General features: G+C 45.6%; 20 protein-coding genes. 17 read left to right on the top strand and 3 right to left on the bottom strand.

Annotation, left to right across the window (positions count from 1 at the left end):
- The first annotated feature begins 1 nt into the window (after window position 1).
- From GON05_RS01415 to GON05_RS01395, 5 genes are all read left to right on the top strand, one after another.
- On the top strand, window positions 2–1,549 hold the full coding sequence (locus GON05_RS01415; protein WP_157317477.1) for a type 2 periplasmic-binding domain-containing protein: 1,548 nt from the start codon (window positions 2–4) through the stop codon (window positions 1,547–1,549).
- 18 nt (window positions 1,550–1,567) lie between these two features.
- Entirely contained in the window at window positions 1,568–3,820 is a 2,253-nt protein-coding gene (locus GON05_RS01410) for a glycoside hydrolase family 95 protein (RefSeq protein WP_157317476.1), read from the top strand.
- 116 nt (window positions 3,821–3,936) lie between these two features.
- On the top strand, window positions 3,937–4,347 hold the full coding sequence (locus tag GON05_RS01405) for a hypothetical protein (RefSeq protein ID WP_157317475.1): 411 nt from the start codon (window positions 3,937–3,939) through the stop codon (window positions 4,345–4,347).
- Window positions 4,348–4,365: 18 nt separating this feature from the next.
- A complete protein-coding gene (locus GON05_RS01400) occupies window positions 4,366–5,664 on the top strand; it encodes a sensor histidine kinase (protein ID WP_157317474.1) in 1,299 nt (432 codons plus the stop codon).
- Complete coding sequence (locus tag GON05_RS01395) at window positions 5,664–7,082, top strand: response regulator transcription factor (RefSeq protein WP_185157172.1); 1,419 nt, start codon at window positions 5,664–5,666, stop codon at window positions 7,080–7,082. The genes GON05_RS01400 and GON05_RS01395 overlap by 1 nt, the downstream gene beginning before the upstream one ends.
- Here GON05_RS01395 and GON05_RS01390 read toward each other — a convergent pair.
- Complete coding sequence (locus GON05_RS01390; RefSeq protein ID WP_181646081.1) at window positions 7,070–7,954, bottom strand: helix-turn-helix transcriptional regulator; 885 nt, start codon at window positions 7,952–7,954, stop codon at window positions 7,070–7,072. The two genes, GON05_RS01395 and GON05_RS01390, sit on opposite strands and share 13 nt — an antisense overlap.
- Before the next feature lie 156 nt (window positions 7,955–8,110).
- Here GON05_RS01390 and GON05_RS01385 point away from each other — a divergent pair, with 156 nt between their 5' ends.
- From GON05_RS01385 to GON05_RS01345, 9 genes are all read left to right on the top strand, one after another.
- Window positions 8,111–9,235, top strand: a complete 1,125-nt coding sequence (locus tag GON05_RS01385) for an amidohydrolase family protein (RefSeq protein WP_157317471.1) — start codon at window positions 8,111–8,113, stop codon at window positions 9,233–9,235.
- A gap of 2 nt (window positions 9,236–9,237) precedes the next feature.
- Window positions 9,238–9,609 carry a Rieske (2Fe-2S) protein gene (locus tag GON05_RS01380; RefSeq protein WP_157317470.1) on the top strand — a complete coding sequence of 124 codons (372 nt, stop codon included), beginning with the start codon at window positions 9,238–9,240 and terminating at the stop codon, window positions 9,607–9,609.
- Window positions 9,610–9,920: 311 nt separating this feature from the next.
- Window positions 9,921–11,615: a DHA2 family efflux MFS transporter permease subunit gene (locus tag GON05_RS01375; protein ID WP_157317605.1), complete on the top strand. Its 1,695-nt coding sequence runs from the start codon at window positions 9,921–9,923 to the stop codon at window positions 11,613–11,615.
- A 62-nt stretch (window positions 11,616–11,677) separates the two neighbouring features.
- Complete coding sequence (locus GON05_RS01370) at window positions 11,678–12,247, top strand: NAD(P)H-dependent oxidoreductase (protein ID WP_157317469.1); 570 nt, start codon at window positions 11,678–11,680, stop codon at window positions 12,245–12,247.
- Window positions 12,248–12,357: 110 nt separating this feature from the next.
- A complete protein-coding gene (locus GON05_RS01365) occupies window positions 12,358–13,464 on the top strand; it encodes a GntR family transcriptional regulator (protein ID WP_157317468.1) in 1,107 nt (368 codons plus the stop codon).
- Window positions 13,465–13,704: 240 nt separating this feature from the next.
- Complete coding sequence (locus GON05_RS01360; protein ID WP_157317467.1) at window positions 13,705–15,147, top strand: ABC transporter substrate-binding protein; 1,443 nt, start codon at window positions 13,705–13,707, stop codon at window positions 15,145–15,147.
- A 92-nt stretch (window positions 15,148–15,239) separates the two neighbouring features.
- Entirely contained in the window at window positions 15,240–16,124 is an 885-nt protein-coding gene (locus tag GON05_RS01355; RefSeq protein WP_157317466.1) for a carbohydrate ABC transporter permease, read from the top strand.
- A gap of 19 nt (window positions 16,125–16,143) precedes the next feature.
- Window positions 16,144–16,977 (top strand): carbohydrate ABC transporter permease, encoded by an 834-nt coding sequence (locus GON05_RS01350; protein WP_157317465.1) that lies wholly within the window; start codon window positions 16,144–16,146, stop codon window positions 16,975–16,977.
- 260 nt (window positions 16,978–17,237) lie between these two features.
- The gene (locus GON05_RS01345; protein ID WP_157317604.1) at window positions 17,238–17,735 is read left to right on the top strand and encodes a DinB family protein; all 498 of its coding nucleotides are present in this window, start codon (window positions 17,238–17,240) and stop codon (window positions 17,733–17,735) included.
- 84 nt (window positions 17,736–17,819) lie between these two features.
- On the opposite strand, the gene map is transcribed toward GON05_RS01345, so the two are convergent.
- Together map and GON05_RS01335 are read right to left on the bottom strand one after the other, a co-directional pair.
- Complete coding sequence (gene map, locus GON05_RS01340) at window positions 17,820–18,566, bottom strand: type I methionyl aminopeptidase (protein WP_157317464.1); 747 nt, start codon at window positions 18,564–18,566, stop codon at window positions 17,820–17,822.
- A gap of 7 nt (window positions 18,567–18,573) precedes the next feature.
- Window positions 18,574–19,158, bottom strand: a complete 585-nt coding sequence (locus tag GON05_RS01335) for a TetR/AcrR family transcriptional regulator (protein WP_157317463.1) — start codon at window positions 19,156–19,158, stop codon at window positions 18,574–18,576.
- 236 nt (window positions 19,159–19,394) lie between these two features.
- Here GON05_RS01335 and GON05_RS01330 point away from each other — a divergent pair, with 236 nt between their 5' ends.
- The 3 genes from GON05_RS01330 (at window position 19,395) to GON05_RS01320 (ending at window position 23,205) form a co-directional block, all read left to right on the top strand.
- Window positions 19,395–19,790 carry a VOC family protein gene (locus GON05_RS01330; protein ID WP_157317462.1) on the top strand — a complete coding sequence of 132 codons (396 nt, stop codon included), beginning with the start codon at window positions 19,395–19,397 and terminating at the stop codon, window positions 19,788–19,790.
- 675 nt (window positions 19,791–20,465) lie between these two features.
- Entirely contained in the window at window positions 20,466–21,464 is a 999-nt protein-coding gene (locus GON05_RS01325) for an ABC transporter substrate-binding protein (protein ID WP_157317461.1), read from the top strand.
- A gap of 151 nt (window positions 21,465–21,615) precedes the next feature.
- Window positions 21,616–23,205, top strand: coding sequence for a helix-turn-helix domain-containing protein (locus tag GON05_RS01320; RefSeq protein ID WP_157317460.1), 1,590 nt, complete (start codon window positions 21,616–21,618; stop codon window positions 23,203–23,205).
- Window positions 23,206–23,253 lie beyond the last annotated feature (48 nt).

Raw genomic sequence — 23,253 nt, 5'->3', positions numbered from 1 at the left:
TTTGAGAAGAAATATTAAGCTTTCTGTCCTATCTGTCCTATTGTTAAGTAGTGTGTTAACCGGCTGCACGAGCACATCTCCAGCGACTTCCCCGACACCAGCAGTGAGCGATACTGCCACCAAATCAACGGGGCCGGTTGCTATTGAAACCTCAATTAACGGTTGGGGGGTGAAGATTCCAGAAGATGATTTTGAAAAGAAAACATTGGATGAGAAGCTCGGCCTTAATCTAAAGGTAACTTCCGGATTGAATGCCGATGATTATAAGGCTCAACTGAACGTTAGAGCGGCATCGAATTCGCTGCCTGACCTGATGTACCTAGAGAAGGTTCAGTATCAGGAATTTGCCAAAAACGGATTACTCTTGGATTTGGCACCTTATTTAGACAAGTTGAAGGATGTTAAGTCTGTGCTTGGCGAGGAGAATTTTAAGAAAAGTGTGGTTAATGGTAAGCAGTTCGGCTTTACACTGAAACCAAATCTCTTTGTCGAAGCTTACTGGATTCGCAAGGATTGGTTGGATAAGCTGGGGCTGAAGCAACCTACAACACCAGATGAGCTTTTTAACGTAGCGAAAGCGTTCACAGAGAACGACCCCGATGGGAATGGAAAAAAAGATACGTATGGTATTACGGGTGACGCCAGCACGGTATTCAATGGCATATTCACATTGTTCGGCACAGTCAACTCTGCTACAGCAGGTGGACCGAACATTCCTATGCCAGGAGGCTTTTATTTAAGGGATGGGAAATTGATCAATTCTCTCTATGATCCCAATACGAAACAAGCACTTGCCTATATTCAGAAGCTAATCGCTGCCAATGTTGTCGATCCTGATGCGACAAGTGCCAAACCGGCTGATTCGACGACGAAGGCATACCAAGGTAAAGCCGGGATTATCTATAACAATTGGACTAATTTTGCCCGTGTGGATTCGCTTACTAAAATCAAAGCAGCAAATCCAAATGCGGAATGGGTACTCATTGACAATTTAAAGAGCCCACTTGGCGGACAAGTCGGTATTGTTGATGCGGGAGCAGTCTCCCAATATGTTGCCATACCTGCAACACTTGCCAAAAGCCCTGAGAAGCTGGACGCGATCTTTAAATTACTAAGCTACACCTCCAAAGGAGAAGGCTCGAATTTAGTACAGTTTGGCGTTAAAGATAGGCACTTCACACAGGATGGCGATAAAATTACATTAACGGATAAAGCAACAGAGGCATCGTATTCCTGGATCTACCAATTCGTTGGTCGCCCCGAACAGCAATATTTGGCTACTAAATTCCCCGCATCTGCTGCTGTGATAAAGAAAAGTGTTGAGCTTCCCCGTATTACCATTTTAAATGGATTCATAGACCTGCCAGAAGGTTTTCAGGCAGCTGATGTTCGGCGTTATATTGAGGAAGAATTCCTTAAATTTGAATACGGAAAATCAAGTTTAGACGATTATGATAAATTCCTTCAAACATTGGAAAAAACATTCAAGTATACGCTGCTTGTCGATCAGGCCAACAAGCAATTGAAGGAAAATGGTACCTTGAAATAAGCAATGGAGGTTAGTCAGATGAACAGAATCTGGTTCCGACAGCCCGCTGAGCTTTGGGAAGAGCATGCTCTTCCCATTGGCAACGGGAGATTAGGAGGAATGGTATTCGGCGGGATTGAATGTGAACGTATTCAATTTAATGAAGAGTCGCTCTTTACGGGGCGGCCTGCTCTAATAGAAGGCGCCCCCTATCAGGAGTTCAATCCTATCAGAGAACATTTGAAGCATAAACAGTATGTGGCGGCTCAAAGGCATGCGGAAACAGCGTTTCTGAAGCCAGCCTCATACGGGGATGAAAGCGACTTTGGGATGTACCAAAATTTTGGCGATATCTTCGTAGAGATGGAACATCCTGATGGAAAAGTAAGCGATTATCTCAGAGAGCTTGATCTTGATGAGGCGATTGCTCGCGTTAGTTATCGGTGTGAGGATCAGAAGTTTTATCGTGAATATTTCTCCAGTTGCCCGGATAATGTCATGGTCATGCGTTTTCGCTGCAGCAAGCCGAATGCCTTAACTATGAAATTACAGTTGGTCAGTGCGCAGGCGGGGGCGATAATTTCTTACGATCAGGCAGGTTCTCGAGTGACAATGAACGGGAGCATTACGAATCTGGCATATGAAGCACAGATTCGTATTATGACTAAGGGCGGCACAATCGAGGCGCATCATGACGCTTTATTCATTCGTGAAGCTGATGAAGTCATGCTGCTGCTCAGCGCCGCAACGGATTACGATGCAAGCCGGGAGTCATTCCGTGGCAAGGATTATACGACATTGAATCGGTCTGTTCTAGATCAAGCTGCAGAAAAGTCGTTCCATAACCTGCTTGCAGCTCACGTAGTCGACTATCAACAACTGTTTAAAAGGGTCGAGTTAAAGATTGATGGACTGGACAACGATCACTTGCCAACGGATGAGCGTTTGCAACGGTATCGAGAGGGCGAGCACGACGTTGGACTTGAGTCGCTTCTTTTTCAATACGGGCGCTATTTGTTGATAAGCTCTTCACGTCCTGGCAATTTGCCCGCAAACCTGCAAGGGATATGGAACAATAGCAATAACCCGATGTGGGGTTCGATGTTCTGTTACAACATTAATTTCAATATGAATTATTGGCATGCCGAATCAACGAATCTGGCGGAATGTCATGCCCCTATGATCGATTTCATTGACCGCTTGCGGCCAAGTGGCAGACTATCCGCGAAGAAATTTTTTAATGCCAGAGGCTGGTTTGCGGCCAAAAAATCTGACATCTGGGGTTTTACGCAGCCCTATGCTGCCGCTGTAAACGGGCTTTTTATCGGCGGTGCAGGTTGGCTATGCGAAGATGTTTGGCAGGTATACTGCTTTAACCTGGACCATGCGTATTTGGTTGAAACCGCATATCCGATTATGAAGGAGAGCGCTGAGTTTTACCTCGACTATTTGACGGAGAACGAAGAAGGGCAGCTGGTTTCCTCGCCTTCCACTTCGCCTGAGAATGCGTTTGTTGTTAACGGACAGCGCTGCACGGTAAGTGACGGATGCGAGATGGATCATCGGATTGTGGAGAGCTTGTTTCACAACTGTTTGAAAGCTTGCGATATTCTCGGCATCCATGACGAATTCAGAGCGGAGTTGGAACGCGCTTTACCGAAGGTGGCTCCGGTTCGTCTGGGGCGTTATGGACAAATCCAAGAGTGGGAACACGACTGGGACGACCCGGAGGATCAGCACCGGCATGTTTCACAGTTATTTGGATTGCATCCTGCATCTCTGATCTCACCAAATCGAACGCATGAGCTGGCTGAAGGTGCCAAGGTTGTTTTGAATTGCCGAGGTGATCAAGGAACGGGATGGAGCAGGGCCTGGAAAGTGAATCTATGGAGCCGGCTTCAGGATGGCAATCGTGCGTATAAGCTGTTGCGAGGAACACTGGAAGAGTTGACATTTGATAATTTGTTCAATGTTCATCCGCCATTTCAAATGGATGGCAACTTCGGTCTGACCGCAGGGATAGCGGAAATGCTTCTGCAAAGTGAGTACGAAGGCTGTATTGATCTGCTTCCTGCCCTACCGGATGTTTGGGAAAGTGGTTACGTGAGCGGCCTAAGAGCCAAAGGCGGTTATACCGTTGATCTAAGATGGGAGCAGGGAGGCAGACGGATTCACGCTAATCTTTACGGTAAGTCTGGCAAGTGCGGGAAGCTGCGGTCAGGAAATGACCTTGTAGAGTTCCAACTGAACGAGCAAGGCTGCTATACCTATAGGACAAACGTTTCGAATTAAAATTCATGAACTAAGCCCGTCAGTACAAAACTGGCATGCTTAGTTTTCTTTATTGAGATAAAATGTATAAATTGTATGCTATTATATAGATGAAATGAGGAGGGAGTGAAGAGCCAATGTTCCGCCTACAACAGTGGGTACCGCATAAATTGAAATATCGGCTATTCTTTGCCTTTCTATTGCTCATTGTGATACCGTTTACATTCTTACAAATTTACAATTACAACAAAATGGAAAATACGATTATAACCCGACTTCATAAACAGAATCAGACACAGGTTAATCTGTTGAAAAGTAATTTGGAGGATATACGCTTTGCCATGCTTCAACGCTATTTGGAGTTGGAGAAGGATGAGGAATTGACGCACTTGTTAACTTTGGCTGATTTAAACCCGGAACGGGATGAGAAAATTATGGAGCGGATCGCTGCAAGCAGCAGCAAACTGGTGCCGCAGAATGAGTTTGTCAGTTATACGCTGCAAGATTGGAAGGGGGAATCTTTCAAATTCCCTTTGTCAAATCTCTAGCAGGAGCGGGATCTGGAGATGCCTTCTGTTTTCGCTGACCTTGAGCAAAACGGTATGTTATCCACATGGAAGGCTAATTCAATCGGCTTTAGAGGAGGGACTCTCTCTCTATACGCCATTCTTCAAACGCGGTCCGGTGACCCGTATGCCAGAATACGGCTAACCTTTGATATAGAGGCCTGGCTCCAACGTTCGATTAAGAACTTACTGATACAAGGAGAAGCTTTCATTATTGATTCATCGGGCGATATTGTGGTTCAAACAAACCAGGGCATGCAGCTCCCTCCAGATATAAAAGATAGTATTATACGAGATGACTCCACTATGCATACAACGGAAGATATGAAAATTATCAATTCCATTCAAATCCCCAGTCTGCAATGGACCATGATTAGTATGGTCTCCATGGAATCCTATATAGGGGACATCAGCACAATTAAACGTTCGATTTTTGTCACTTTCGGCCTATTCGTTCTCATTTTTATTGTGATGACGTTTGTGATTTCCTCCGCTATGACTAGACCGCTGCAAGTTCTTCAGATGAAAATGAGTGAAATGGTTCGTAAAAACTTTAATACGCTGCTTCCCGAGCAGAAATATGTAGGGGAATCGCTTGAATTGGTTAAGACGTTTAACAACCTGGTCAAGGATATTCGATCGTTGATTCAGCGTCTGAGAGTGGAAGAGCGTCAGAAGGAAGCCGTTCGTTTCCAGATGCTCGTATCTCAAATGAACCCTCACTTTTTATTAAATACGTTAAATATGATTAAGTTTCAGGCAATAGATAAAGATCAAAAAGAAATTAGTGAAGTTTGCGTAGCACTGGGGAAACTCCTGGAACAAAGCCTCTGTTCAGAAAAGGAGCTTATTTTCCTCAAAGACGAGTTGGAACTGCTTAATGCCTATATCTATATTCAATCTATACGTTATGAAGATATGTTTGCCATTCAGCTAGAGGTAGAGTCACAGTTGGACTACGTGCTTATTCCTCAATTGACGCTGCAGCCGTTAGTAGAAAACTCCATATTGCATGGCATGATGTACAGGAGCAGTGGGGGGATTATTAAAATTTCTATTTTCTGCAGAGAGAACAACCTCATCGTGGAGGTTTCGGATAATGGATTGAATCCAAACGTATCATCGGAACAAAATGGCAGAAAGCGAAAAGGAATTGGGCTGGCTAACTTGAAGGAACGTTTGGAATTGTTGTTCCGTCAAGAAGGGAAGCTTGAGCTTATTCCGCTTCAACCAGGGATGCTTGTCAGAATTGAATTTCCACTATTAATTTCAAATCCTTATCAAGGAGAAGGTCTATGATGAGAACGGTAATTCTGGTGGAGGATGAACCTTTTGTCAGACGTACACTGCTAAAGCAAGTGAATTGGGAAGCTATCGGTTGCCAAGTGATTGGTGAGAGTGGCAACGGGCGAGAAGCGCTTGACATGCTTCTTTCTCGAAAGCCTGACATTGTTATCACCGACATCATGATGCCGGAGATGAACGGGACCGAACTTTTAAAACGAGCGCGTGAAGAAGGGCTGGACTCCAAATTTATCATGCTTACCTGCATGAATGATTTTGAATATGCACGCCAAGCGATTGAATTCGGTGCATCGAGCTATATTTTAAAGCTGTCTATGAGTATTCCGGAGTTGGAGCAAAAGCTTGTGAAACTACGTGTCGAACTGGACGAGAAGGAACAATATAATAAAATCAAGGAGCAGGAACATAAAGCAGTTGTTCAATCTGTGTATCAGAAGGTTTGGAGGAACATCGTCAGCGGTAAAGAAGTGACAGACAGAACGTTAGATCTTGATATAGAGCGGGTCTATCCTTACGTGCAAATTTGGGCAAGCGCTTCGAGGCAAGCTGAGTTCCCGGTTGCTGCTGATGATGTAGAGATTCATCGATTTTTGGATGAGTTTCAGGAGAGCAGGTTTTACTGGCAGCGGGAACCTGTGCAGCTAGCAAGTGCAACGAGCTACCCACATTTGGTTAGCAGCAATCTTGTACCAACCATGGAGTGGGAACAGGCATGGAAAAAGTTGAGAGGAGCCCTGCTCGAGGCATGGTATGCAGGAGAGATTCCATATATCGAATCGGACAGTGCGCTTGCTGACCTTCGTTGGGAGGAGGAGAAGGCACTGCTCCTTCTGCTGGATCATGGCAAGTGGAATGAATTCCGTAGAGTGCTTGCTGACAGATGGGGACTTTATGCCAGGTCACGAACCGATTACCATGATGTAAAAAAAGCGGGACTAGTCATTATAGGCATGTATCAAAAACAATTTTCAGAAGCTTCAGTAGACCAAGAAATCGTCTATAAAGCATCAACCCATGCTGAATTGTTACGAATGTTGGACGAGACACTAGAAAATTGTTTGACTTTAAAGCGGGCAGCATCTGCAGCGTATACATCGAATCGAGATGTAAATAAAATCATAGATTATATTCATCTTCATTACAGCGAGGAAATCACGCTTAAAAGCTTGGCAGAGTACGTATCGTTTGATCCTCATTATGTAAGCGCATTATTCAAAAAGAAAAAAGGGACAACCATTACGAACTATATCCAACAATACAGAGTGGAGCAGGCCAAGCTGCTATTGAAAGATACCCTGCTATCGATCACTGAGGTTGGTGAACGAGTAGGATTCGAAAATGACAATTATTTTATAAAAATATTTAAGAGGTTCGTCAACATGACGCCAAATCAATACCGTCAATCAGGATGAAGAAGCAAACCGTCTGATTTTGCTGCGTTTTCGCGCACTTTACTCGGAGAGGCTGCGTAATATTTGCCAAACGCCCGGCTGAAAGAATATAAATCGGGATAACCGAGCGTCATGGCGATTTCCGAGACCGAATGCCGCGTTTGCTGCAGAAGTTGAAGGGCTCTCTCCATGCGGAGCTTTTGCAAATATTGGATAGGCGTCATTCCGATCTGCTCGGCGAATATTTTGGAGAAGTAAGCCCGGTGAACTGAAATATACGCGGCGACATCTTGCACGTTAATATTTTCGGTGTAATGCATATTCATATACTCTATGCTCCGAGGAATCCAGCCGGCAGGACCTGCATCTGGTTCTTCGGTGTTTTTTTGCGGGATCATAAGTCCGAATATGCGGTAGATTGCCGCAATCAAATCGACTTGTCGCCGACTGCTGTTATCTTCCTGTTGACTGAATAGATGGATGAGCGATGTTTCAAGTTCTTTCCCAATCACACCCGAGATATAAGGGACAGAGGGATGGAAGCCGGCTTTTTCGAGCAGCAGCGGCGTTTGCCCGCCATCGATGGAAACCCAAATCATTTCCAACGGCTGGCCGGACGGAACAATGAAATGGTGGTAGACGATACCTGGGTATGCGCAAAAAACATCGCCCTTGGTTAACTCGATGTGCTGATCTCCAAAGCGATGACGAACCTTTCCGTTTATAACAAAATGCAATGCGTAATAGTCGATCATCCGCTGCGGGAAACGATAATCCGGGCCTGCTTTGAGACGTCCCATCCGGACTGGCCATAAGCCGCCGTTCAAGGCTAGCTCATCTACAACATAATTGCGTGATTCTTCATATTCGTCAGGATGCTGCCGCTTGCTCATGTCTTCGTCCCCACTTCCTGAAATCAGCCTGTTGACAGTAGGGTCAAGTATAACATTGACCTTACAAAATGCCAAACTGAAATTGCGAAATACCATTTTCGGACGGGGCATTCAGGTTTTATGATAGGGAGGTAAAAAAGATGGGGAGATGAAAACATGAGTTTAATAGAAGCGACGCCGAACAAGACAAAGCAACGCAAAGGCATTGGCGTTATTGATAGCGATATCCATCATACGTTTCAGGACATCAAGCAGCTGTTCCCTTACTTGCCGCGAAAATACAGAGAGCGTATTGAACTGTGGGGACCGAGTCTTGGCGGGGGACCGGGTACGTTGAACGGAGGCAATATCGGAAAAAGAGCCGATTCTTTCCCTCCAAATGGCGGTCCAGCTGGCTCGGATCTGGATTTCATGGTCGAGCAGCTTCTGAATCCATTCGACATCCGCTACGGGATTTTGACCGGTGAATTTATAGCGGCCACGAACACTGCGGATACGTATTATTCGGCTGCGTTGTGTTCCGCTTTCAACGACTATACGATTGAGCATTGGCTCGACAAGGAACCCCGGTTCAGAGGCTCCATCTACCTGCCGATTCACGATGTAGCGGCATCGGTTCGGGAGATCGAACGGCTCGGCTCCCATCCCGGAATGGTTCAGGCGTATGTTCCGTCGGGTTCGCCTCATCCTTATGGGAATAAAATGTATCATCCGATCTATGAGGCTTGCTTGAAGCATGGCATCAATTTCACCATGCATGTAGGAGCTATCGGCGATGGGATGAACGCTCCCGCTACGAATGTCGGTTATCCATCTTACTATATTGAATACCGCGCGGCCCGTACGCAGGCTTACATGGCTCATATGGCCAGCTTTATCTTTGAAGGCGTTTTCGAAATATTTCCTGAGCTGCAGGTGGCGTTTATCGAAGGCGGCGTCTTCTGGGTCGCTCCTTACTTGTGGCGTCTCGACCAGGATTGGAAAGCACTGCGCGAACAGACGCCTTGGGTGAAGAAGAAGCCTAGCGAATATTTACTCACCAACATGTACATCGGTTCTCAACCGATTGAGGAAACGCCGAACCGTCAAGCGTTCGATACGTTGTTCGAGGCTATGCACGCCAAGGAAAGGCTGCTCTTCTGCAGCGATTATCCGCATTGGGATTTCGACTCGCCGAAGCTCGTTTTCCCCAAGATGGACAAAGAAACGACGGATAATGTCTTTTACAACAATGCTGCCAGGTACTATGGTCTGCCTATGCCGGACAGAGCGGAGGAATAGCGATGGCGCAACATTATGTAGGAACATGGGATGAATTCTCGGACGGCGAACCTAAAATTGTTGATGTAAAAGGGCGGAGTGTAGGCATTTATAAAATATCTGGAAAGCTTCATGCCATTCTTAATTACTGTCCACATCAGGGGGCCAGTTTATGCAAAGGACCGGTTACGTCATGGGTCACATCCCCGTTGCCTGGGCAATTTGTATATGAACAAGAAGGGGAGATCGTTCGTTGTCCCTGGCACCATTGGGAATTTGACATTAAAACCGGCGGTCTAGTTGTCGATCATAAAGTCCGCACGAAAACTTACGAGGTTTTCGTAGAAAAGTTTGACTTGTCGGTAGAGCAGGGGAACGTATACATCGAGATGTAGTAGATCACTAATGAAAACCTTATCCGAGAACGAGAAGACTGTTTGCAGGTCTTTTGTTCGGATAAGGTTTTTTGCTTCATATAGCAGTTTCGAAACCTTACAAAATGATAAATGAATGATTGTGCTTTTGGGACATGTGTCAGATATGTTTTGACCCGCGTTTGGATACAAACCTGCCATTCTAAACATACTAAAATCAATATTTTTTATGGCAGTTAATCTAAAGTATTTGGAGAGGATCGATAGCATTGAGTGTTGCAAATAAGGAAACAGCAAGCAGTTCAATCAGAAAAGGGCCTATTTTGTTTGTTATGATTTTGGGGGCCTTCTTGGCCACATTGAATCAAACGGTTATGAGCGTTGCAACCCCTGAACTCATGAAGGACTTTGGTATCACGGCCACAACTGCCCAATGGCTGACAACCGGTTACCTGTTGGTTAACGGAGTACTAATCCCTATTACCGCGTACCTCATGCAGCGATTCAGTACAAGACAGCTGTTTCAGGCTTCGATGATCATTTTCCTTCTTGGTACTGTAGTTGCTGCAATTGCAGACGACTTCCCAACTCTTCTTACGGGTCGAATGATTCAAGCAGCTGGTGCAGGCATTGTTATGCCCCTCCTCTCAATGGTTATTTTAACGTTATTCGAGCCCGAAAAAAGAGGGGCTGCAATGGGCATGATGGGACTTGCCATCATTTTTGCTCCAGCCATTGGACCCACACTAGCGGGTTATATTTTGGAACACTACAAATGGGAGGTCATGTTTTATGGCATGATTCCATTTGCTGTTATTGTTATCGCCTGCGGGTTCACTTTTTTGAAAAATGTATCAGAACGAATCAACGCTCGCTTCGATATCCTTAGCGTCACTTTCTCTACCATCGGATTTGGCTCCCTGCTGTATGGCTTTAGCAGAGCAGGAAGCTTGGGTTGGTCGAGTACGGAGGTTCTTGTAACAATCGCTGTTGGTGTTGTTTCGCTTGTTATTTTCTCCTGGCTTCAGTTGACATCGAAGACTCCTCTGCTCGATTTGCGGGCATTCAGTTACAGTATGTTTTCCTTGACGACGATCATCGGTATCGCGGTGACGATGATTATGTATGCAGATATGATGCTGCTGCCGCTTTATTTGCAAAATGCACGAGGATATACCGCTCTGGAGTCCGGACTTTTGTTGCTTCCTGGAGCTCTCGTGATGGGTTTCCTAATGCCTGTAACCGGTAAAATGTTCGATCGATTTGGTGCAAAATGGTTGGCAATCATTGGATTGCTCATTACGATTGGAACAACGCTTGGTTTTGTTGAATTAACAGACTCAACGACATACACCTATTTGGTGCTCATGTCTACTGCACGGCGAATTGGCATGGCTTTATTACTGATGCCAATTCAAACCGCAGGTTTGAATCAATTGCCAGCAAGATTGAACCCTCATGGGACAGCAATCTCAAATACCATGCGTCAAGTAGCGGGAGCTATCGGCACCTCTCTGCTTGTAACTGTCATGAGCGATCGAACAAAAACGCATCTTCAGGATATGATGGCTAATGGTGGAGCAGCTGCAGGCGCAACACAGGCTCAAATTATAACAAATGCAACCATAGAAGGAATTAACGATGCCTATCTTGTTATTGTTGCTATTGGTGTTGTTGGTCTGGTGCTTTCCTTCTTTATCAAAAAAGTAAAACAAGGTACCGATGAAGTTCCATCACTTCAAGAAAGTGAAATAAAGCCTGCATATAAACCCACAGAACGACTTGGAGAAATTAAATATGCGGCTCAGCACACGGCTGCTGATAATGAATTTCGTAATGCAATAAAAGGTTTTTCAAACAAATCTAACTCTCCAAAAAAAGATATGCTTTTTAACGATAGTGATTACAGGAAGGCTCTTCACGGGTTAAAGGGAAATGAGAAGGATACGAGTGATGCGGTTGTCATTGACGATAAAGCCTATCGAGATGCGCTTAAAAAACTGAAAGAAGAGTCAGACCAACTTTAAGTTTATAAGAGATGGGCTATTGTGAAATAGTGATAAAACTACTGTATGTAGGAGGGTATACGATGAAGATTTATATCGTTTATGATAGCGAGGTTGGGCATACAGAAAAGCTTGCTCGATCCATTGCAAAAGGCGCTAAAAATGTGGAAGGGACAGAGGTTTTTATCCATCATGTCAATAACGCAAATGTCAGGGATCTTGCTCAGATGGATGCAATTATCTGGGGATGCCCCGGACACTTCGGCACGATTAGTTCGGGCTTAAAAGCTTGGATTGATAAGCTCGGTTCGTTATGGGCGGAAGGAAATCTAGTTGATAAAATCGGTGCAGTCTTCTGTACAACAGCAACCGTACATGGTGGCATCGAGGCGACTTTGCTTAACTTGATTACACCGATGTTGCATCAAGGCATGATGGTTGTCGGATTACCCGCTAGTATTCCGGGGAATGCATTTTACGGCAGCTATTATGGAATAGGGGTTACCTCGCCTGATGAGGATACCGATGATGAGCTTAGTCATTCCCTTTACGAGAAGGGGATCTTATTAGGTGAATCTTTAGGTACACGCGTGGCTAATATGACAAAAATCTTTCTGACCGGCAGGGAGAATCTTTCTAGACAAGGCAGCTGATGATGTTCAGCTGTTTTTTTGCATTGACCGTTGGATAATAGATTAGAATTGATATTCATCCCTGAAATGATATATTAAGTATATCAACATAAAGCGTTAGGGTGAATAAAATGGAGACGCATTTATACAAACAGTTGTATACGCATATCGTGCATGAGATTCAACAGGGTAAATTAAAGACTGGGGATCGTGTTTCATCCGAAAAAGAATTGGCCGAACAATTTGGTGTTAGCCGCATTACTTCTAAAAAGGCGCTCGAAAGGTTGGCAGAAGCGGGTGTTATCAAACGTATCCAGGGAAAAGGGTCGTTTGTGGCGAATGGTTATACTTCGAGTTTGGAGCAAATGCGCCAATCGGAGGAAAGAACGAATGCGGAGATCCCTGCTCAAGAAAGGCCACTCATTGGATTAATTATTCCAGGTTTTTCGGATGAATATGGTTTGAAGCTTCTTCAATCCATGGAAAAGCAGAGCGCGCGGCATGGGTGCGATTTAATCATCAAGAGGACTGGCGGCAGCAAAGAGGATGAAGAGCAGGCGATCCAACTTTTTGTCAGATTAGGTGTCAAAGGATTAATCGTGACCCCCGTCCATGGCACGCATTATAATGCGGAACTCATTCGTCTGGTCTGGGGCAAGTTTCCTGTTGTATTGGTCGATCGGTATTTGAAAGGCATTCCGGTATGTTCCGTTTACACGGATAATAGAAAAGCTGCGGAAGAACTTACGCTTCATCTCATCGAGAAAGGCCATCAAAACATCGGCTATTTATCTCCACCGGTCGAAAATACGTCAGCGCTGGAAGATAGGCTTTTGGGATATACACTGGCTTTTACCCGGGAAGGACTGAAGTTGGATCAGGATTATTGTTTAACGAATATTACAGGGACCCGTTCAGGTTCATGGGCAGAGGATTTAGAGACGCTCAAAAGTTTTTTGGAACAAAACATCCATGTAAAAGCATTTGTTGTTTCGGAATATTTGGTCGCCACCATGTTGGCTCAAGCCATTGATTCACAAGGAAAGAGGTTGGAGACCTACGATATCGTGTGCTTCGACTCCTTAAACGATTTTTTGGGAAAACCAATTTTCACTCACATTAGGCAAGATGAGAAACGGATGGGCGAAGAAGCGGTGGATTTGTTGGTCTCGCAGTTATATGGAGAAGTTGTCACAGAACAGAGAATTGTCGAACATAGAATGATTGTGAAAGAATAGCAAGTAAATTTATGAACAGAGAAACCGTGGAATACAAATTCCATGGTTTTTGTTTTTTCTAATTTCTCTATCGCTGTCTACTACCGTCGAAACAGTAAAATTTTGTACATGCATGTCGCAAAATCGTAGTGGACATGGTAGATTTGCCCATATTATTATACTTAGTATACAAACACATTTACCGGCTTGTTTGTATCAGGAAGTGTCATACTATTCTTACTTTTCTGAGGAGGTAACAGTATGTATCGGAGTAATAAAAAAATGTTATCCATCTCCACCTGTGTCTTGTGTGCAACTGTGTTATTCGGCTGTTCGAAGGGGACTGAAACGACAAACACCACAGCCAGTACAACGGCCCCGGCAGCAACTAGTGCAGCTACAGCTGCAGCAAAGGAAACGAAAGCACCCGATGCTGCAAAAAAAACCATCACCATCACATATAGAGACGATGGTACTGGTGAGAACGGAACGCTCTTCAAATGGTTTAAAGATGCGGCTGCCAGCTATCCGAACAAAGATGTCATCATCAAGCAGACGCCGATCCAGGCTTCTGAAGGCGATTACTTCGCGAAGATTGCGCTAGCCCTCAAATCCAAAGACACAGCACCGGATATCGTTACAGAAGACACCTTCATGTTAAACTCCGATGCCAGCGCCGGCCTCTTGTCTCCTTTGGATGACAAAGTAAAAACCTGGGCCGACTGGACAAATGGTTCCTTCATCGAAGCGATGAAAAAAGGGGTAACAGCCGCCGACGGTAAAATTTACGGCGTACCGTATAACACGGACTCCCGGGGACTCTGGTACAACAAGCAAATTTTCAAACAAGCCGGATTGCCTGAAGATTGGAAACCAAAAACTTGGGATGAAGTCTTGAGCGCAGCAAGAACAATCAAGGAAAAAGCAGCCAAGGATGTTGTACCTTTCTGGATGAACATGGGTAAAGCAACTGGCGAAGCGACTTCCATGCAAACTTACGAAATGCTGCTTTACGGGACAGGCGAAAGACTTTATGATGACGCGACTTCGAAATGGACTGTTAAAAGTCAAGGTATTGTGGATGCGCTTACATTTGTCGATACCATTAACAAAGAGAAACTTGGCCCACCTCTTTCCAAAGTATTGAACGGCCAAGCGGGCAACTCCTCTGCTCGTGAATATTTGCCAAAAGGCAAACTCGGCATCTCCTTGGACGGTTCCTGGATTGCGGGCAACTATCTGCCGAATGGTGCAGCTCCATGGCCGGAGTATAAAGACGTTTTGGGCTTTGCTCCAATGCCGACAAGTAAAGGTCAAGCTCCAGGTTCCATTACATTAGCTGGCGGATGGGCGCTGTCTGTTCCTACTAATGCTCAACATAAAGACGAGGCTTGGGACTTTATCAAATATGCGCTTAACAAAGAAAACTCGCAAAAACTTGTAATTGCAGGCGGTAACATTACGGTTCGGGCCGACGTTGCCAAAGATCCGGGCTATACGCAAATGCCGTTTAATTCCATTGCTACGGATTATTTGAAAAATGCGGAGTTCCGACCTGCTCGTGATAAATATCCAGAAGTATCCACACAAATACAGGCTATGGTTGAGTCTGTGGCGACAGGCACCTCACCTGCCGATGCGATGAAGAAGTATCAGCAAGACGTAACCCGCATTGTTGGAGAGGATAAAGTCAGCGTGAAGTAATAGCAACACCTTGCCCTGGCGCCCTATTTCAGACGGGGGTCAGGGCAAGCTCGGTTTGCCCTACATCACCAGGGAGAAAGGAGAGAACTATGATGAGCAGTTCGGCAATCCCGATAACCTCTAGAAAGACGTACACATGGTTGTATTTTTTATTTCCTTCGTTGGCCGTTATGCTGGTTTTCTTCATTTATCCGATCTTGCTAACGTTTTTCTACTCATTTACGAACTTGGCATTGACCGGAGAATCGGCCAAACAGCTGAAATTTGTTGGTTTTGACAACTATGTCCGCATGTTTGCGGATCCAACCGTTAGAGTCAGTATCTGGAACACGTTAGTTTTCCTGATCGGCTCAGCTGTCATCGGTCAACAAGTGCTGGGATTTCTAATCGCAATCTTGATGAAACGTAAGAATAAAACGTTCCGCCGTGTGATTGGAACTGTCGTTCTCGCCGGCTGGGTCACACCAGAAATTGTCTGCGCATTATGTCTTTACAGCTTTTTCGGCGACGAGGGTACGTTAAACGCCATTCTAAGTACAGTAGGCATTCCCACGGTCACATGGCTATACACCGTTCCGATGCTCACGATTATTTTAGCCAACGTCTGGCATGGAACAGCCTTCTCTATGCTTGTCTTTCAAGCAGCACTTGACGATGTGCCGAAAGAAATCGAGGAAGCGGCGCTTGTCGACGGAGCATCACGTTGGAAGATTTTAACTTCCATTATCCTTCCTTATATTAAAGGAACGATTACTACCAATGCGATGCTGGTCACTTTGCAGACCCTGGGCGTTTTTGGCCTCATCTATGCGATGACCGGCGGGGGGCCAGGCACGGCAACGACGACCTTACCTATCTTTATGTACAACCAGGCGTTCATTAACTATCAGCTCGGTTACGGCACGGCCATTTCATTATTACTCTTGCTTCTGGGTATTGTGTTGAGTTTGTTCTATATCCGCACTTTAAAAGAGTAAAACCACAAGGAGAGTTGGTATGACTGAGATCTACCGTAAAGTCGTTTATCGCACCTTGCCCTACGCAGCCCTCACCTTTATCGGCATTTGTTTCCTGCTACCACTCTTATGGGTGCTAGTTGCCTCCGTGGATCCTAACGCGATGCAATCGCTCAAGGTTCCCAGCTCTTTGACAGCAGGCAACTATATCGATGTGATCACTAGTCGCGCGAATCAGCGCGCATTTCTAATAGGACTCTTCATTTCGCTCGGTCAAGCTTTGATTGTCGTTATAATAGGTCTGCTAGCGGCTTATCCACTGTCGAGATATCAATTGAAGTATAAAAAGCCGTTCATGTTAACCATCTTATTCATGACCTCACTGCCGATCACAGCCGTTATGGTCCCTGTGTATCAGTTGTTTTTGACTTTAAAGCTTTATGACAATATCTTCGGCGTCATTCTTTTTAAAGTCGCGTCGGCCATGCCTTATGGCATCTGGATGCTCAAAAATTTCATGGATTCCGTACCGAACGAGTTAGAAGAAGCGGCATGGGTGGACGGTGCGTCCATTCTAGCAGGCATCCGCAGGATCGTCACTCCTTTGATGATTCCGGGCATATGCACGGTTGCTATCTTTACCTTCTCCGGTAGCTGGGGGAACTTTTTCGTTCCCTACATTCTCTTGAGTACGCCTGAGAAGTTCCCGGCAGCGCTTAAGCTGTATCAATTCTTTGGGCAGTACGGCATGGTGAGTTATGGGAAATTAGCAGCGTTTTCTACGCTCTATGCCATTCCGTCCGTTATCATGTATATTCTCTCTCAGCAATTTATGTCCAAAGGTTTTGGCCTTCAAGGCGGGACTAAAGGGTAGGGGGAATGGTTACCATGCTTTACTTAAAGTCGAGCGATCCAGGAACTCATTGGAGAGGATAACACAGCTTCCCCTTCACGGACTGGAAATTATCAGACGCAGCGAGCAAAACCCTTGCCAATTAGCGGTGAGGGTTTTTGCTATGGGTGACGGCTGAAGGAGCACGCTTGGTTGTCGTTGTTCGATGAAGTAATGTTACATTGTTTACAATATATGCTAGTATAGAATTAAGTACATTTCATATGAAGGAGAGAGAATCTATGATGAAACGATTGATTGTCGGCGACTTCATGCATGAGCTAGCCACTACGCGCCGCATCCTGGAGCGTTTGCCCGAGGAGCAAATGGCGTGGAAGCCTCATGTAAAATCGATGACACTAAGCGGGCTGGCCACGCACTTAATCAACCTGCTGAACTGGCAAGTGGCTATTTTTCTTTACCCAGAATTCGATCTTTCGACTGTTCCGCTTCGGCGCGAACCTTTGGAAAGACGCGATGACATGCTGGAGGAATTCGACGCGAACGTCGTCAAGCTTGAGAATCTGTTAGCCGAATGTGACGAGTTAACGCTCGGCGAGGAATGGACCTTGCGGAACGGCGACCATGTCATCCTGCGCCAACCACGGGCGATTGCGCTTCGCACCTTCGGAATAAGCCATATGGTTCACCACCGGGCGCAGCTCGGCGTTTATTTGCGGCTTCTCGATATTCCAGTGCCGGGAATGTACGGTCCCTCGGCCGATGAGGAAGTCAAATAAACGAAGACGCGACGGCACTGAACTAAACGATAGCAAAATAAACAGGGAGCAGATTGCCGTGGCAGCTGCTCCCTGTTTTCATATTTATTGCGCGGTCAAAATTTGTGGACCTTCAGCCGTGATGGCGATTGTATGCTCGTATTGAGCGGCCAGCTTGTTGTCTATCGTCCGTGCGGTCCAACCGTCCGGATCGATTGTCATGAAGTAGCTACCTTCGGTGATCATGGGCTCAATCGTAAACACCATACCCTCCTTGATACGGAGGCCTTTTCCAGGCTTGCCGACATGCATATAAGTCGGCTCTTCGTGCAGATCGCGGCCGATACCATGCGCGAGAAGGTCGCGCACGACGCCGAAACCGTGTGATTCCGCATGGCGCTGAATCGCGCTCGTCACGTCGCCGAGTCTATTGCCGGGGCGCGCCTGTTTGATGCCCAGATCAAGACATTCCTTCGTGACGCGCATCAACTTCTTGGCCGTCGGCGAGATCTGCCCAACCGCGTAACTCCAGGCCGAATCGCCTAACCAGCCATCTAGCTCAGCGACAGTGTCGATCGTCACGATATCGCCTTCCACAAGTGGCTTATTACTAGGGAATCCATGTGCGATCACATCGTTGGCGGAAGCACAGGTCGCATAGGGATAGCCCTTATAGCCCTTTTGGTATGGCTTTGCACCGTGCTTGAACATAATGTCTTCGAAGATGCGATCAATCTCGTAGGTAGTGATACCCGGTTTGATAAGTGGGGCGATTGTACGATGGCATTCAGCCACCACTTGGCATGCTTTACGGATAGCCTCAATTTCATGCTTGCTTTTTAAAATGACCATGTTCGTATCAGAGCTCCTTCGTAATAGCTTGCATAGCGAGTCGGGCGATTCGATCGACGTCCAGGTCGGAATTGCCTGCATAGTAGTGCAGTCCACAGCAACCGACAAGCACGGCAAGCATATGGTCTATGTTGTTGTCTTCGCACTGGGCGATTGATTGGAGTGGAACATACAGCCGTTCCATAAATTTTCTTTTGGCGTGTTGTCGATCCCTTTCAGGCAAACCTGCATAATGTTCCGCTGCCATTTTGTAGACGAGATATGCGCGGGCTTCCGACTGCCACAGCTGGAGCAGTGCTTTACAATAAGCCAATAACTGCTGGTCATCCGGGGGGCTACCGCTGGTGTTCGCCCATTTTGCGATAACTTGCTCGCATCGCTCGAACCCGCTTTCTAACACATCTTCTATTAATAAATGCCGGTTGGGGTAATAATGGTATACTGTGCCATAACCAAGGTCTGCCTCGCGGGCGACGTCGCGAATATCAAAGCTTCCGCCCGTGCGAAAGTAGGAGAGCGCGGCGACGTCCAGGATCTGTTCTTTGCGCTGTATACGTATGAGCTCATTTTGTTCTTTGGTACGGGGGGACATAACGTGTTAACCTCCTAGTATAGACCTGCAAATTTGTCGATATAAAAATAGTAACGTATGATGGTAAGAAATGCAAAAGATTTGTTGTTGAATTACGACATGACGGCAGTCCTCGTGCGTGGGGTGTTGATCGCCGCCATGCGTCGGCGACACCGCGCGCCCAGGAATTGAAGTAACGGGAGTTAAGTTGAATATTGGATATAATATGATGCAATAGTTTAAAGGAGGAGTATGAAATGGAGAAAGTAATACCTTTCTTAATGTTTCAAGATGGCAAGGCGGAAGAAGCGATGAGTTTTTATACTTCGCTCATTGAGGATTCTGAAATTACAAGGATTGTTAGGTATGGTCCTAATGAAGCTGGAGATGAAGGAACCATCATGCAGGCCACTTTTACATTAAAAGGGCAGGAGTTTATGTGTATTGACAGTCATGTTAAACATGCATTTTCCTTTACGCCTTCGTTTTCGATTTATGTTGTTTGCAATAGGGAGGAAGAAATTGATGAGCTTTATGGGAAACTTAATGAAGGGGGACAGGCTCTAATGCCATTAGGTAACTATGGGTTCAGTAAAAAGTTTGGCTGGCTGAATGACCGATTTGGAGTCTCGTGGCAAATAAATTATCTGTAGATTTTAGTTAAGTTAGTTAAGTCAGTAGGATTTGAATGGTTGGATATCTCAACAGTAATTGAATCTTTAAGGCAAGACGAAGTAAAGAATCATTTTAAGTTTCCTCAGACACTTCGAGATTTTTTAATTGTATATTACATATCCTGTAATATAAAACCATATTCAAAATTTGTATTTTGAATCGCTTTCTACGAACTGGGGGAATATAATCGACAAAGAAATATTTGAAACGCTTAATAATCATAATCTTTGATATGATGTGACACGATTAATGAACCCACCAAAACGTTTACCGTTCGGGTGGGTTTTTTATTGCAACATGCTGATCAAGCATTACGCTAACGGGCAGCATAGTTAAAGATTATTCGCATGAACCATACCACAAATGAACGTATACTTTTTGGTGAAAATTAGGGGAGAATCCTTAAGTTACAAGGGTTCTCCCCGTTTCGCGTGTCTATATTATTTTCTAGATTAGTGAGACTTTATAATACAGCACAAGTATTCTACAGGATAGGTATTGTTCCGAATGCCGAGTTTGTATAAAGCCGATCGTAGAAAATGTGTATTGAGCATGCAGTCCAATTTGGAGTACAATCTACTAAATGATAATGATTATCATTATAAATGAAATGTTTGCTACAAAACATAAAACTTATGGGAGTGAATTTAATCATGGCAAGATCGGGATTTATGAAAATAGGATGGATATCGCTTATAACGACAGCAATGATTACGGTGACAGGTTGCGGCTCGACAGGCGATCAAGCTGTGGCCACGGTAACTACCGATCAGCCAGCACAGGCAGCGCCAAGCGAAGCTCCGCCTCAGACAGAAACACGCGTTGTAACCGATGGCTTCGGAAAGGTAGAGATTCCGAAAAATCCGAAGCGAATCTCAGCTCTTTATCGTGAAGATTATTTGGTTGCGCTTGGGGTAACGCCTATTGTGCAATATTATAACCCGATGTGGGGAAAGCAGGATTATTTGAAGCTGGAAGTGCCGTTGTTTGACGTGACCGGTAACATCGAAGCTTTGCTTGCGTCCGAGCCGGACTTGGTTATCGGCGCCGGAGAGGTCGATGCAGCACAATACGCGCTCTATTCCAAGGTTGCGCCGACGTTTCGCTTGCCGGACGACGTACTTGCGGATTCGCGCAAAACATTGACCTTAATCGCTGAATTGCTTGGTCTCAGCGACAAGGCGAATCAGGTTCTTGCCGATTACGAAGCCCGTATTGCTGATGTGAAGGCGAAGCTGAAAGCGGCGATCGGCGATGAGAAGGTTGTTGTTCTGCGGATGAACGTCGCGGACAAATCGATTAATATTTTCGGCATTCATAACACATTTGTCGGACAAATCTTGTATGAGGATCTTGGGCTGAAAGCGCCGAAGTTCGCCGAGGCGATGACGGAGGGCAATATCGTCTTGTCGAAGGAGGTCATTCCGGAGCTTGACGCGGACCATATTATTTTGCTTCCGTCCAACGGTAGGTGGGATGAAAAGAGTACCGCTCAAGCGCTTGAGGAAATGAAGGCAGATCCGTTATGGCAGACCGTTCCTGCATTTAAGAACGGCCATGTATATCCGGTAGAGAGATCGTATTGGCAGACGGGAGCTATTACGGCCAACGGGTTGAAGATGGATGATTTACTTCGATTGCTGGCTTCATAGCAGGAAATAAGAGTGATTAAGTTCAATGGCGGGACTCATCGCCATAATTGGAAAAGAGCCGCTTTTCAACGAAGGTTGATGGGCGGCTCGTTTTGATTTACACTAATTGTATTGAGAATGAATATCAATTAGAAGGCGGTTGATAGTAACGATGAATATTGAACAGCGCAAACAAGCTGGGAACGCTCCTTTAGTCCAATATGTGCTGCGATCGATCCGCTTAATCGTTGCGGGCGAGCAAGCAGAAATGAGTGATCTCGACGGGAGCGATAGAAAGGATACGGAAAGCTTTGAACTGCTCATCATAATGAGCGGGACGAGACAAGGAAAATGCTATTTGCAGGGGCCTGGAAGCTCTTTATCTGTTGATCAAGAGGTTATGAACTGCAGCTATTACCGATTGTGCTTCGTAATTAGCGGCGATGATGCAGCTTCGAACTTGCTGCCGGATAAGCAAGAGCTTGCCTGCGCACCCTTCGCGAAGACGATAGAATTACTTGACGAGTTATATGGACTCCGTGGAGCGAGTGGCGAGCTCGAGCTGTTCCAACGATTTGTGAGATTTCAAGAGCTGCTGCTTTTTCTATTCCGCCAAAATGCACCTGCTGCCGAGGATAAGGGAACGGATATTGAGTGGCATGGGGTAGAGCTTAGCATACAGCATATTCATCAGTATTATCGTGAGCTTCTAACTGTGGAGGAGTTGGCCTCCCTCGCAGGCATTGATCGTTGGAAGTATACCGGTCTGTTCAAAGAGGCTACGGGTCAAGTACCGCTCCAGTATTTGAATGAAGTACGGATTAATCAAGCCAAGAAATGGCTGGCAAGCGCAGATGACAAGCTGCTCGATATTGCGCTGAATGTAGGTTTCAACAATGAATATTATTTCAATCGTCGTTTCAAGCAGACGGTAGGCATATCGCCCGGACAATATCGTCGCAGCCGCAAGGGACAGCTTAGAGTAGTAGCGCCATATTTGGAGGATTTCATAGTCGCGCTAGATATGCAGCCTATTGCCCAGTATTGGCATGCGAAATGGGGAAAACAAGACTATCTAGGTTTAAACCATATTCCGACGTTCGACGAGAACGGTGGCAACTTTGACACTCTTTCCGGTTATAAGCCGGATTTGATATTGCTTATGGATCGTTACGATCAACAGCAATATTCTCAGTGCCGACGCATTTCCAACACGTGCATTCTGCGTGAGCAGACCAATAATTGGCGTACGCTGCTGCGTACCGTCGCCGATTATTTCGGTCGGAGGGAGTTGGCCGACAATGCTATCGCGAAGTATACTTTCAAAGCACGGAGCGCGAGTCATACGCTGAGTCAGGTTATGAAAGGTGAAACGGTCGCTTTTTTGCGTATCTCGGCGGACCATATTATCCAATATACGGAAGAAGGGCAGGGCTTTGTTTCGACTGTTCTCTATGGCGATGTTGGCTTGCGCTCTCACTCCGCAGTAGGTGTCGCTTCAAAAGCGAATAGGCCAGGCATGTTCAATCTCTCTGTAGAAGACCTACGTACGTTAAACGCGGATCATCTGTTCATTACTTTCGATAAGTGGCATAGCCAGGCAGAAGGAAAGGAGAGGGAACTGCTGGAGCAGCCAGAGTGGCTTGAACTGCCCGCTGTACGAAACAGCCGCGTTTACGAGGTTGATTTTCTAACTTGGATGAATAACGGAATTATTTCCAACGGCAAAAAAATCGATGATATCCTGCGATCATTAGCTTGATTTGATTTTTGCTTACGACTGAAAGGTCTGCATCCTCCATTTTGTATA

The organism is Paenibacillus anseongensis, assembly GCF_009757995.1.
Lineage (GTDB): Bacteria > Bacillota > Bacilli > Paenibacillales > NBRC-103111 > Paenibacillus_E > Paenibacillus_E chondroitinus.
The sequence above is the reverse complement of the archived record's forward strand: the minus strand, read 5'-3'. Positions and strand labels throughout refer to the sequence as shown.

Excerpts from the sequence above, each read along its gene's own strand:
- GON05_RS01395 (WP_185157172.1), top strand. The coding sequence starts at position 5,664 with ATGAGAACGGTAATTCTGGTGGAGGATGAACCTTTTGTCAGACGTACA.
- GON05_RS01365 (WP_157317468.1), top strand. The coding sequence starts at position 12,358 with ATGGAGACGCATTTATACAAACAGTTGTATACGCATATCGTGCATGAG.
- GON05_RS01350 (WP_157317465.1), top strand. The coding sequence starts at position 16,144 with ATGACTGAGATCTACCGTAAAGTCGTTTATCGCACCTTGCCCTACGCA.
- GON05_RS01370 (WP_157317469.1), top strand. The coding sequence starts at position 11,678 with ATGAAGATTTATATCGTTTATGATAGCGAGGTTGGGCATACAGAAAAG.
- GON05_RS01335 (WP_157317463.1), bottom strand. The coding sequence starts at position 19,158 with ATGTCCCCCCGTACCAAAGAACAAAATGAGCTCATACGTATACAGCGC.
- GON05_RS01410 (WP_157317476.1), top strand. The coding sequence starts at position 1,568 with ATGAACAGAATCTGGTTCCGACAGCCCGCTGAGCTTTGGGAAGAGCAT.
- GON05_RS01380 (WP_157317470.1), top strand. The coding sequence starts at position 9,238 with ATGGCGCAACATTATGTAGGAACATGGGATGAATTCTCGGACGGCGAA.
- GON05_RS01360 (WP_157317467.1), top strand. The coding sequence starts at position 13,705 with ATGTATCGGAGTAATAAAAAAATGTTATCCATCTCCACCTGTGTCTTG.
- GON05_RS01385 (WP_157317471.1), top strand. The coding sequence starts at position 8,111 with ATGAGTTTAATAGAAGCGACGCCGAACAAGACAAAGCAACGCAAAGGC.
- GON05_RS01390 (WP_181646081.1), bottom strand. The coding sequence starts at position 7,954 with ATGAGCAAGCGGCAGCATCCTGACGAATATGAAGAATCACGCAATTAT.
- map (WP_157317464.1), bottom strand. The coding sequence starts at position 18,566 with ATGGTCATTTTAAAAAGCAAGCATGAAATTGAGGCTATCCGTAAAGCA.
- GON05_RS01325 (WP_157317461.1), top strand. The coding sequence starts at position 20,466 with ATGGCAAGATCGGGATTTATGAAAATAGGATGGATATCGCTTATAACG.
- GON05_RS01345 (WP_157317604.1), top strand. The coding sequence starts at position 17,238 with ATGATGAAACGATTGATTGTCGGCGACTTCATGCATGAGCTAGCCACT.
- GON05_RS01375 (WP_157317605.1), top strand. The coding sequence starts at position 9,921 with ATGATTTTGGGGGCCTTCTTGGCCACATTGAATCAAACGGTTATGAGC.
- GON05_RS01405 (WP_157317475.1), top strand. The coding sequence starts at position 3,937 with ATGTTCCGCCTACAACAGTGGGTACCGCATAAATTGAAATATCGGCTA.
- GON05_RS01330 (WP_157317462.1), top strand. The coding sequence starts at position 19,395 with ATGGAGAAAGTAATACCTTTCTTAATGTTTCAAGATGGCAAGGCGGAA.
- GON05_RS01355 (WP_157317466.1), top strand. The coding sequence starts at position 15,240 with ATGAGCAGTTCGGCAATCCCGATAACCTCTAGAAAGACGTACACATGG.
- GON05_RS01320 (WP_157317460.1), top strand. The coding sequence starts at position 21,616 with ATGAATATTGAACAGCGCAAACAAGCTGGGAACGCTCCTTTAGTCCAA.
- GON05_RS01400 (WP_157317474.1), top strand. The coding sequence starts at position 4,366 with ATGCCTTCTGTTTTCGCTGACCTTGAGCAAAACGGTATGTTATCCACA.